10 protein-coding genes are annotated in these 11,481 nt (G+C 61.3%); 9 read left to right on the plus strand and 1 reads right to left on the minus strand.

Annotated features, from left to right (window positions below):
* Positions 1-4 precede the first annotated feature (4 nt).
* From NKK51_RS17340 to NKK51_RS17375, 8 genes are all read left to right on the plus strand, one after another.
* Positions 5-562 (plus strand): invasion associated locus B family protein, encoded by a 558-nt coding sequence (locus tag NKK51_RS17340; protein ID WP_352554057.1) that lies wholly within the window; start codon positions 5-7, stop codon positions 560-562.
* A gap of 13 nt (positions 563-575) precedes the next feature.
* Positions 576-1,244, plus strand: a complete 669-nt coding sequence (locus NKK51_RS17345) for a hypothetical protein (RefSeq protein ID WP_023809957.1) — start codon at positions 576-578, stop codon at positions 1,242-1,244.
* A 38-nt stretch (positions 1,245-1,282) separates the two neighbouring features.
* Entirely contained in the window at positions 1,283-1,744 is a 462-nt protein-coding gene (locus NKK51_RS17350; protein ID WP_352554058.1) for a DUF4189 domain-containing protein, read from the plus strand.
* Complete coding sequence (locus NKK51_RS17355) at positions 1,714-2,277, plus strand: invasion associated locus B family protein (RefSeq protein WP_352554059.1); 564 nt, start codon at positions 1,714-1,716, stop codon at positions 2,275-2,277. The genes NKK51_RS17350 and NKK51_RS17355 overlap by 31 nt, the downstream gene beginning before the upstream one ends.
* A gap of 419 nt (positions 2,278-2,696) precedes the next feature.
* Positions 2,697-4,145 carry a TolC family protein gene (locus NKK51_RS17360; protein WP_352554060.1) on the plus strand — a complete coding sequence of 483 codons (1,449 nt, stop codon included), beginning with the start codon at positions 2,697-2,699 and terminating at the stop codon, positions 4,143-4,145.
* A gap of 39 nt (positions 4,146-4,184) precedes the next feature.
* Positions 4,185-6,317, plus strand: a complete 2,133-nt coding sequence (locus tag NKK51_RS17365) for a type I secretion system permease/ATPase (RefSeq protein WP_023809953.1) — start codon at positions 4,185-4,187, stop codon at positions 6,315-6,317.
* A gap of 42 nt (positions 6,318-6,359) precedes the next feature.
* Positions 6,360-7,649 (plus strand): HlyD family type I secretion periplasmic adaptor subunit, encoded by a 1,290-nt coding sequence (locus tag NKK51_RS17370; protein WP_128304951.1) that lies wholly within the window; start codon positions 6,360-6,362, stop codon positions 7,647-7,649.
* The gene (locus NKK51_RS17375) at positions 7,639-8,277 is read left to right on the plus strand and encodes a ribbon-helix-helix domain-containing protein (protein WP_128304952.1); all 639 of its coding nucleotides are present in this window, start codon (positions 7,639-7,641) and stop codon (positions 8,275-8,277) included. Before NKK51_RS17370 ends, NKK51_RS17375 begins: the two co-directional genes overlap by 11 nt.
* A gap of 23 nt (positions 8,278-8,300) precedes the next feature.
* On the opposite strand, the gene NKK51_RS17380 is transcribed toward NKK51_RS17375, so the two are convergent.
* Positions 8,301-9,191, minus strand: coding sequence for a transglutaminase-like cysteine peptidase (locus tag NKK51_RS17380; protein ID WP_502895290.1), 891 nt, complete (start codon positions 9,189-9,191; stop codon positions 8,301-8,303).
* A 366-nt stretch (positions 9,192-9,557) separates the two neighbouring features.
* Here NKK51_RS17380 and NKK51_RS17385 point away from each other — a divergent pair.
* Positions 9,558-11,481: Ig-like domain-containing protein (locus NKK51_RS17385; RefSeq protein ID WP_352554062.1), on the plus strand; the 1,924-nt coding region annotated here is incomplete at its 3' end.

The raw sequence follows: 11,481 nt of genomic DNA on the forward strand, positions 1-11,481 counted from the left end.
AGGAATGAAAGGACTTGTTGCCCTGATCTGCCTGGCGCTCTGCGGCGGCCTCGTGCCGGCCGCCGGGCAGGTCGCGTCGACCTACAGGATCAAGCCTTCGGACGTAGTGTTGCCGCCCGAGGTCAAGCTCGGAGACTATCAGCGCACCATCCGCCCATTCGATAACTGGACGCTGATCTGCGACGAGAACCTCAAGGCTCGCAAGAAGGTTTGCAACGTGTCGCAGATCATCGAGGACGCATCAGGCAAGATGGCTTTCAGCTGGTCGCTTGCCGCCACCCAGGACGGCAAGCCGTACATGATCCTGCGCACCGCTCCGAACGCCAGGAGCGATGGTCTGGTGTCGCTGAAGTTCGATGGACAGAAGCAGCCGATCGACGTGCACCTGAACGGCTGCAACGAAATGGTCTGCGTCGGCATGTTGCCGGTAGGCCCCGTCATGCGCCGACAGATATCGCAGAATGCGACACCGGCGATCTCCTATTCGACGGTCGACGGTCAGACGATCACCGTGACCGCAACGCTCAAGGGGCTGTCAGAGGCCCTTTCACCACTCAAATAACCGGGGCATCACCATGAGCCAGCAGGACCAGTTCACGTCCGCGAAACGCACTGCGACCGTCGAGGCGGATCGGCAGAGGCGGGCCGAGTCCCCAAGGCGGCGTTGGCCACGCGTGGCCGGATATTCACTGCTGGGATTGGTCGTGGCGGGGCTTGGCTTCGCCGCCGGGAACTATGCCGCGATCGCCAATCTGGTCGGCGGCGCGACGGCCGCACCCGCAGAAACTGCGGCGGCCCCCGTGCTTCCGGACACGCCCTTCCTCGAGCATGTCAAGCAGGCCGGTGTGCAGGCCTGCTCGACCGTCTATCCGGCGCTCGGACAGATTCTGACGAACGGCACGAAATACAGCGTCAAATCCCTGTGGAACGACCAGGCCGCCGACAAGCACGCCATTCAGGCCTTTGTCGGCATGGATTATGCGTCGGAACGCTATAGCGGACCGGCCGCCGGAATCGTCTTCGCATCGCCCACCGCCACGGGTTGCGAAGGGGCGATGGTGCGGGTGGCGCCATTCGCCAGCCCGTGCGCCGACATCGCATCCATCCTGCCGCAGGGCAGCAAGATTACCGACCATCTCGGGCAAGTCGAGGTCTACGAACTCGGCGGCAATGCCGGCGAAGCGCTTCTCCTGCCGACGGGCAAAAGCTGTGTGGTGATCTCCCTCGCTTCGGCGGCGAAGTAGGACGCGAAGCGATTGAGGTTAAGGAAAGGATGCCGACCATGAGATTGCAGGCTTTGGCAGTTTTGGGCTTGACCCTGTTGTGGAGCGGACAAGTCGTCTCGGCCGACCTTGTGGCCCCACCGGAGCCGCAACAGGAGGAAAAAGGCATCTGGGCGGCCATTGCCTATTCGCAGGCCGATAGCAAATACGGCTTCTTCTGGGGCGCCGACAAGCGGCAGGAAGCGAAGGACATCGCACAGAAATATTGCGAGAACGCGGGCGGAAAGGCCTGCAACGTCGTCACCGTCTTCCGCAACCATCGCCATTGGAATGATGACGACGAGACCGGCTTTCCCTACAAGCATTGCGGTGCACTCGCCGTGGCAGACAAGGTGGAGAACCGTTTCACGCCCTGGGGCGTGAACTCGGCCGAGACCCGTCGCGAAGCGGAGGATCTCGCTTTGCAGGACTGCGAGGCGACGGGAGAGAAATGCGAGATCCGCGAGTGGGTCTGCACATGAAGCCTGGCCCGAAGGCCGTCTCCGCATGTGGGGCAATTCTATTCTCGTTGATGTCGCCGGTGTCTGCCCAGCAACAGGTGGCGGCTGTCCCGGATGGACCCTCATCGCTGCGTGAAGTCTATCAGGACTGGAGTGTGACCTGTTCGGTTCGCGAGAAGGCGAGAGTGTGCTCGCTCGCGCAAGACCAGGTCCAGCAGAACGGGCAGAGGCTTCTTGCCGTTGAGATCGCGGCACGCCCGGACGGCTCGACGACGGCTACCTTGCTTCTGCCCTTCGGCATCCTGCTCGATCCGGGCGTGACGCTGCAGATCGACGATCAACCGCCACTGTCCCCGCAGCGCTTCAGGACCTGCCTGCCAACGGGTTGCGTCTCCGTCTTTACCGTCGATCGGCCGACGCTTGGAAAGCTGAGGGGAGGCTCGGTGCTGAAGCTCAATGTGACGACGGACGCCGAGACCCCGCTGAGCTTCCCGGTCTCGCTTCGCGGCCTGACCGCGGCGCTCGACCGCATGGTGGCGTTGAGCGCAAATTAGGGTGCGCGCTGACCCAGCTTTTGGCCGCAATCAGCGACATGACGCGCACGCCGGCCGCCGCGACGGAGTATTTTGGGGCGGCTGCCGAGAGGGCGTACCTGAAAATGGCTCAACTTCAGGTTGGGTCATCAACAGCCGCCATACCCACATGGCATGATTCTGGCCATATCGGCCCACTGACCTGCCGTTTTTCGGGCTATCCCGCAGAGTGCGGCGTCCGGATACAACCGGAGCGAGCCGACGTTATGTGCTATTTTTGCTACATCTCGCAGCCTTGTTGCCCAAAAAGGCTATTTAGCGACCTCTAAATCAATAATCGCTCACATATTTCGTGAATTTGTGAATAATCCACCGACGGGCAGGCCTTGGCTTGGTTAGCGCTCTGAAAAGGACGCTGGGGAAACGTTAGGGTGGGATTGATGAATACGACAACCATGTCGACCATAGGCAGGCGCCTTGGTCTTTTGATGGCGGCCACCATGCTGACCTGCGGGAGTGCTCATGCGCTTACGCTCAAGGAGGCGATGGCTGTCGCGGTGGAATCCAATCCCGAGATTGGACAGGCGATCGAAAATCGCGAAGCAATCGAGTTCGAGTTGCGGCAGGCCAAGGGCCTTTATCTTCCCAGTGTCGATGTCGAGGCATCGGCCGGCGTTCGCCGGCTCGACAATTCATCCCGGCGCTCCCTTTCCATCGAAGACGACGCGCTCTATCCGGCTGAAACGGATCTTACCGTTTCGCAGACGCTTTATGACAGCGGCGCAAGGCGGGCCGAATTGAACCGTCAGGCATCGCGCGTCGATGGCGCTTCGTTCCGGGTGCTGGAACGGTCCGAATTCATCGGGCTGTCCGTTGTCCAGGACTATCTGGAATACATGCTGCAGGCTTCGATCGTTGTCGAAGCGAAGAAAAATCTCGGCTTCCACCAGGGAATTCTCGGCGACATCCGGCAAGGCATTTCGGGCGGCGCGCTGAACGAGGCCGACCGGCAGCAGGCCGAGGAACGGCTGTTTGCCGCCAAGGCGCGCATGCAGGAGGCGACCGAGGAACTGGAAGCGGCCAAGATCCGCTTCTTCAAGACCGTCGGAAAGCCACTGACCAGCCCATCGAGGCCGGGCGATGTCTCGGCTGCGCTCCCGCGATCGCTCGACGAGGCAATAGGGTTGGCGCGCGAAAGCAATCCGCGCGTGCACATGGCCAACAGCGACATCGACGCGGCGGCTTCCCTCGTGGATGCCGCACGGGCAAAATTCGGCCCCTCCATCATCGCTGAAGGTCGCGCCCGGGCGGGAACTGACATTGACGGCGACGATGGCGACACCAGCGACCTTCAGGCGCGCGTGGTCCTGCGGTGGAATCTCTACCGCGGTGGTATTGACAAGGCCAACGAGCAGGAGCAGATCCGCCGCACCAGCGAACAGCGCCTGGCGCTGCATCAGGTGCAGCGCGAAATCGAGGAAGCCGTTCGCACGTCATGGGATCGCCGTTTCCGGCAAGCCGATCTGGCAAAGACCCTGAGGCAGCAAGCCGCCGCCAATGAGAAGCTGGTCGCTTCCTATCGCGAGCAGTTCAAGGTTGGACAGCGCTCGCTGCTCGACGTGCTGGATGCGCAGAATACGCGGTTCAACACGGCAACGCTGGCGGATACCGCGTCCTACGCATCGCTGTTTGCCCAGTACCGGCTTCTGGCCGCGACCGGACAGTTGCTGAAAACGATGAACCTTCAGCCGGCAAAGCAAGCGACAGCCTATGCACGCACCGAGTTCGCAGCACCGGAAACCGCGGACACTGAAACTTATGCGCGGACGCCATCGGAGCAGAAGAACGACCTGCCATTCGATATTCTCGCCCCGGTGAGGAAGAAGTAAGACGACGCAAGGCCCAGCGAGCGTCCTGACGGGCAGATCGTGAACCAGCAACCCAACATCCTCTCCCCCAAGGAGGCGTTCAAGGCCTGTTTCTCAGCCGTTGCCGGATATCTCGGCAGGCCGAGCGCGGAGACCGTGCTGTTTGCCGGCGTGCCGCTCTCGGACACGCGAATTGCGGTCGACGACATCAGGCACCTTGCCGAACGCATCGGCCTGGAAGTCACCGAGTTCAACCACCGGGATTTTCTCAGGGGGCGTATCGATCTGCCCGCAATCGTCTTTCGCGTCAGCCAATTGCCCGTTGCCCTGCTCGCTCTAGGCGAAGACGATGCGTATATCACCGCGCCCCAGGAAGACGGCCGCACCGCGATCGGCCGATCGGAACTGGCCGCCAGCTACATCAGCGGCGGCGCTTCCTTCTCGATCACCTACGCCAATGCCGCCGAGACCATGTCGGTCGGCTCGGCGGCCAGGATCGAGCGGAGACATTGGCTCACGGGGACGATGGGCGCTTTCTGGCGCACCTATTCGAAAGTCGTCCTGGCGGCGGTGTTCATCAATCTGCTGGCCATAGCCTCGCCGATCTTCACCATGAACGTCTACGACAGGATCCTGCCGAACAAGGCAATATCGACACTGTGGGTGCTGGCTCTCGGCATCGGTGCGGTCATCCTGTTCGACCTGCTTTTGAAGACGGCCAGGGCCTCCCTCATCGACTATGCCGGGCGCAAGGCGGATCTCCGAATATCCTATCTGCTGTTCGAGAAAGTGCTGAACTCGTCGCTGTCGGCGCGCCCCGGATCGACCGGTGAATACGCAAACAGGGTCACGCAATATGAATTCGTCAGGGAGTTCTTCACCTCCAACACCATAAGCGTGTTCATCGACACGGCATTCGTCTTCGTCTTTCTCCTTGTGATCTATGCAATTGGCGGCTGGCTGGTGATCATACCGGCGCTGGCCTTCGTGATGTCCGTCATCGTCGGCCTGGTCACCCAGCGCCGCATCGGCAAGCGCGTCGCCGCCTCGATGAACGAAGCATCGCAGCGCCAGGCACTGCTGGTCGAATCCATCTCGACGCTGGAGACGATCAAGTCGCTGCGCGCCGAGGCGTATCTGCTGCGAAAATGGGGGGAGCACTCCAAGAACGCCGCCAACACGTCCGAGAAGATCAAGCAGCTTTCGGCGGCGGCGGGCAACATCACCCAGTCCATACAACAGCTGGTGACCGTCGCCCTGGTCGTGGCCGGCGCCTATGCCTTCTCGGAAGGGCATGTTTCGACAGGAGCAATCATAGGAACGGTGATGCTGGCGAGCAGGGCCGTGGCGCCGCTCGGCCAGATCGCCATAACGTTGTCCCGGTTTCGCCAGGCCATGCTCTCGCTGAGAATGGTGAATTCGATCATGGCTCAACCGGAAGACCGACCTGACACGGTGGGTTTCGTCAACCGCCCCATTCGCAAGGGGGCGATGGTGTTCAGGAATGTCGGGTTCGTCTATCCCGGCTCGGAGAACGAGGTTCTGACCGGCCTGAATTTCTCGGTGAAGCCAGGGGAGCGGATCGGCATCATCGGCCGCATAGGATCGGGAAAGACGACGATGGGGCGGCTGATCGGCCGGCTCTTCCTGCCGACGTCCGGTGAGTTGCTGCTGGATGGGATCGACATTCGCCAGTATCACCCGTCCGAGGTTCGCGCCGCGGTCGGCATCGTTGCGCAGGCCGGCGACCTGTTCTCGGGCACCATCAAGGAAAACCTCCTGATGGCATGCCCCGAGGCTACGGACGAACAGATCATCGAAGCTGCAAAGGCGGCCGGCGTCGACGATTTCGTTTCACGCCACCCGCGCGGCTACGACATGAATGTCGGCGAGCGCGGCACCAATCTTTCCGGCGGCCAGAGGCAGACCGTGGCGATCGCACGCCTGCTTTTGACCAAACCGAAAATCGTCTTTCTGGATGAGCCGTCGGGCTCGATGGATCTTGCCTCGGAACGCCAGTTGATCAAGCAGCTCAAAGTCGCTTTCGACCGCGACACGACGCTGATCGTCTCCACACATCGGTTCAGCATGCTTGAGCTGGCCGACCGCCTGATCGTTATCGAACGGGGCAAGATCGTTGCCGACGGACCGAAGGACCAAGTCATACAGGCGTTGCAGAAAACAAGCGCCTGACAAAACAATTATTGCTGCATCCAATGCGTTGGGGCGTGGGAAATGCTTGCCAGGGAAGATCGACCGCCGCTGTTTGCGTCGGCGTCCATATTCATCATCGGAGCGCTCTTCGTAGTCTTTGTCGCCTGGGCGTCCTTTGCCGAAGTCGATGAGATCGCACGCGGCGACGGCAAGGTCATACCCGCTTCCAAGACCCAGATCATCCAGGCGAGTGAAGCCGGTGTCGTTCAGGAAATCGCCGTGACGATTGGCCAGGTCGTCAAGAAGAACGATCTCATCATTCGTCTGGACAACACGCTCAATACGTCCAGTCTCGGCGAGCAGCAGGCCAAGGCGCGCGCGCTGGAAGTGCGCATAGCAAGGCTGAAATACGAACAGGCCGGCAATCTCTCGGGCCCATTTCCGTGCCCGCAGGACATCCAGTCGGTCGCTCCGCAAATCTGCGACAATGAACAGAAGCTGCTCATTGCCCGGCGCGGGAACTTCGACAACAAGCTGTCCGTGCTCAAGTCACGCCTCGATCAGCGCGAGAGGGAACTGGCCGAGGCGGTGGCCAATTCCGACCGTCTGACCAAGAACCTGGTCGTCAGCGACCAGGAGGCGAAACTGGTCGACGCGATGGTCAAGAAAGGCCTGATGGCAAGGACCGAGCAGCTCCGGGTAGAGCGCGAACAGACCGAACTCAACGGCCAGCTGAACCTGGCCGGCGAAACAATAAAGAAAGCCAAGGCCGCGATCACGGAAGCCCAGCTGCAGGTCGAGGAACTCGGCCTGCAACTGCAGCAGGAGGCGTTGGACGACCTTACCCAGGCGCTGGCGGAACTTTCGGTGGTGGATGAAACCATAAGGGGGGCCACCGACAAGGTCGCGCGCACCGATATCCGGTCTCCCGTGGATGGCATCGTCAACACGCTGGAGCTCAACACGGTCGGGGCCTTCGTCCAGCCCGGCGCCGTCGTCGCCGGCATCGTGCCGACCTCCGAGACGTTGCTGGTGGAGGCACGGGTCTCGCCACGGGATGTCGCGTTCATCCGTCCCGACCAGGAGGCCCTTATCAAGGTCACCGCCTATGATTTCTCGATCTTCGGCGGCATCGAGGGCAAGGTCTCCAACATCACAGCCGACAGCCTGGTCGATCAGAAAACGGGGGAACCCTACTATCAGGTGCGCGTGGCGACGGACAAATCGACCCTTCAAAGAGACGGCAAGGCCTATTCGATCATTCCCGGCATGATCTGCTCGGTCGACATCAAGACCGGGCGCAAGACGATCCTGCACTACCTCCTGAAGCCGATCAACAAGGCGCGCGAGGAGGCGATGAGTGAGCGGTAGCGCCAGCCCTCATCCTGATGGCGAGCGACTGCTTCCGCCAGTCGCGGCCGAGGATTTCGGGCTTGAATTTCGGGTCGTGGCGCGTGGCGGCATAAGACGCGGCATCCGCTTGGAGCGGGCATTCTGGTTGTCGCTGAAGCAGATGGCCGAACGCAGGAAATGCACGATCGGCATGCTCATCGACGAGATCGCCGAAAGCCAGGCACAGACAGGCAATTTGACATCCGCGATCCGGGTGGCCTGCATGCGTGGATTGGCGGATGAAAACCTGACCTTGCGAAGGCTTGCATCGATCAACACCATCAACGCCATACTCGTCGCTTGCCCGTCCCCGGCCTTTGCCCTGGCATCGTCGAAGAAGATCCTGTCGTTCAACGCGCCGTTCCAGCAACTGGTCAAACGTCAATTGCCGATAGCCCCAAGCGATGACGCACGGCACGATCTCAAGCTGGCATTGGACCTCAACGTAGCCGACATCTTCGCGCGGCTCGATGCCAATGGCGAATCGCCGGTGGCCACCGGCTTTGTCATCGGTGCGGGTGACCGTCGTTACCGGGGGCAATTGAATGCGGTGCGGGCTCCGGTGCTCGAGCCAGAGCTGCTGATGGCGTTCGTCTTCGGCGGTTGAATCACCACCAATCCAACGAGAACTTATGGCTGAAAACCTTCGCCAGGTGCGACGGTTGCGAAACCGCCTTTGATGTCAGCCATCTGGGCTCCGCCCGGTCTTGAACCGTGGATCCAGGCCCGGTCCGTGCTGAACGAATAAAGCGGAACATAATCCGGGAGATCGCTGTCACGCACCACAGTGTTGCTGAGGCTGTCGAGAATGAAGGTGCCGCTGCCTGTGCTCACCGACAGCACTGCGTGAAAGAAGCCTCGCTTGCGATCCTGGAGGACGACAAGCGCCATGCTCTGCGTCGGGATGCCGGCCCTCAGCAGGGCCGTCATCTTGAGAATGGCGAAATCCTCGCAATCGCCGGCTCGCCGCTCGAGAATCTCCGAAGGCTTCGCCCAATAGTCGAGCTTGCCGTAGACGACGCTATCTTTCCTGTAGGCGATCAGGCGATTTACGCTGCTGTTGACGAAGGACAGCTTCTCGCTGAATCCCTTGCCTTGAGCGGCGGCGACCATGCCGGCAAAAGCTGTGCTCTTGCGCTCGCAGGGGCTGCCCGCCGAACAAGCGGTGATTGCCCGGTACACGGGCGCCCAGCGCGCCGCGACGGGAAAATTGCGCATGGACAAGGCAACCGATCCGAAGACCCCCGGAATGATCGACGCGGTCTGCACCGGATCTATCCCGGCGTCATCTCGCGCCGTTGACGAGCCATCCCCGCGGTCAGCATCTGCCGGGCCATAGCTGCTGATGACCTGACCGATCCGGTAAGCGCCCGCAGGCTGCCTGGGCTGGGGCCTCGCCAGCGAAACACCGCCGAGACAGGGCGGCGTCTGGACCTTCTCCTGAGGCCAGCCGGATGCGGCGATATCGCTCGCGAATGACGGCCCCGCCAGGCCGACAAGCCCGATTGCCAGCAGGAGCATCTGGAGCCGGGTTTTTCCCGGAACTGGTTTTTGCTTTTTCATAACGCCCACCTTTGACTGTGGACGCTACCAATCTTGTCTCAAATTATTGGAAAGGAAGGTGGATAAATATCCAGCAACTGTCTTTATCCAGTTTGTCTAAAATTTTATTCAAATTTATACTTTGGTTCACCAAAAAGATCCCGACTAGTCATCCGTCAACCAGACCTCCAGAAACCAACATATATCAGGTTATATTGTTGCGGTTTACCACGTGTAAAAAATGCCGGGCAATGCATATCATAATATATGAAATAGATTAGGGGGCAGTTGCAAAGTAGAAGTGGCCGCTGTCTCTATCCGGTAAATATCGGAGGGGTTTCAGCCATGACGAACAATATCGAGTTGGACAGCTTTTCGGCTTCCTTGAACGAGCATTCCGCGTCCAATGAACACGGCGATCAGGCATCGCCGGCGGAGATTCGGGTCGCACAGGCAAATTCGACGCAGCCCGCGCCGGCAGCGTCCGAACCGGTGCCGGTCGATGTCGGCGGCGGAGCGCCTGTCAAGCCAGAAGCCCCCGCGGAAGCAAAGGCACCGCCGGCAGCTGCGCCGCACGAATACGTAGCCGACGCCAGCCATGTGGTGAGGCTTCCCGCCAACGCCTCCATCGACAACATCAAGGTCGATGGCCAGAACCTTCTGCTCGAACAGGCCGACGGCTCGGTAATCGTGGTCAAGGATGGCGCCTTGAACGTGCCGACCTTCATCATTGGCGACGTCGAGGTGCCGCGCGTGGCGTTGCTGGCAGCGCTGGAAGCCAGCCATGTCGATGTTGCCTTCGGTGCCGACGGTTCCATCTCGGCCGGCCCGGGCGGTTCGAATTCGAGCGCGGGCGGAGACTTCTCGGTTCCCCCCGGCGGCATCGGCGACGGGTTCGACCTGTCGGCCCTGTTGCCCCCGACGGCTCTGCAGTTCGGGCTTCTGGAGCGGCGCGAGCTGTTTCCCTCGATCGTCGACAGGCAGGTTACAGTGACGGCCACGTCATTGCTTGCCCCATCCGAAGCGGCCAGTGAAACAGGCCTTGATGGCGGCGGAAGTCAATCGCCGGGCAGCGAGGCGCCGAGCCATTCGGAAACCTCCGGCGTCGGATTGATCAGCATCGACGCCCCGGACGGAATTGGGTCGATCGTCATCAACGGCGTCACCGTCACCGGTGTCGGCCAGCAGATCCCGGGCGATTTCGGCTTCCTGACGATCGTCTCCTACAATCCGAGCACCGGCGCCATCGAATACAATTACACGGTGACCGAATCGGTCACTCATCCCCAGCAGGGGGACGGATTCAACGAGAACGATACGGTTCCGGACAATTTCAGCATCACTGTCACGGACGTCGACGGCGATTCGGCCAGCACCACCTTTGCCGTCGCCGTCATCGACGACGTGCCTACGGCGGTTGCCGACAGTGCCACGCAGGCGACCGAGAACGCGGCAGTGACGGTAAACGTGTTCGCCAACGACGTGCCCGGCGCGGACGGGGTGAACATCACCGATCCGACCAAGGTGAGCTATGTCGCGGGATCGCTGGCGGGCGGCACCGGAACGGTTACCTACCACAATGATGGCACCTTCACCTACGCGCCGGCTGCCGGCGAGGAAGGGACGGTGACGTTCCAGTACCAGATCATCGACGGCGACGGCGATTCGTCGGTGGCGACGGTGACGATCAACCTGCTGAAGGACTCGACACCGACGATCGATGTGACGCCGGAGGGCGGGACGCCGTCGGTCAACGCGACCGCGGTTGTCGACGAGAAGGGCCTGCCGACGGGTACTGGCGAGCTTGCCGACCCGGCCTTGAACTCGGATCACTCGGAAACCACGGCGGGCACGTTCAACATCAGCACGGGCGGCGACACGCTGCAGAAGCTCGAGGTGATGGACAAGAATGGCACCTTGGTGGATGTCACTTCTGGCGGCTCGGTCCAAGGCGTCAACGGCGTGCTGACGGTGACCGTGAGCGGCGGCATCTATAGCTACAGCTACACGCTCTCGAACAACGTGGCGAACGCCAATCCCAACCAGACCGGGGCCGCCGACCAAGCGATCGGGGAGAACTTCGCGGTAAGGGTCACCGACAGTGACAACGACACGGCCAATGCGTCTCTGACCGTCAAGGTCAACGACGACGGGCCGGTTGCGGTGAATGACGGGCAGGCCGCGACGGAAGGCGGCGCGGCGATCGTGACGAATGCGGCCAATGGCGTCCTGGCCAACGACCATGTCGGTGCGGATCAGCCCGGCACGG

The organism is Mesorhizobium sp. M0011, from assembly GCF_040324155.1.
Classification (GTDB): Bacteria; Pseudomonadota; Alphaproteobacteria; order Rhizobiales; family Rhizobiaceae; genus Mesorhizobium.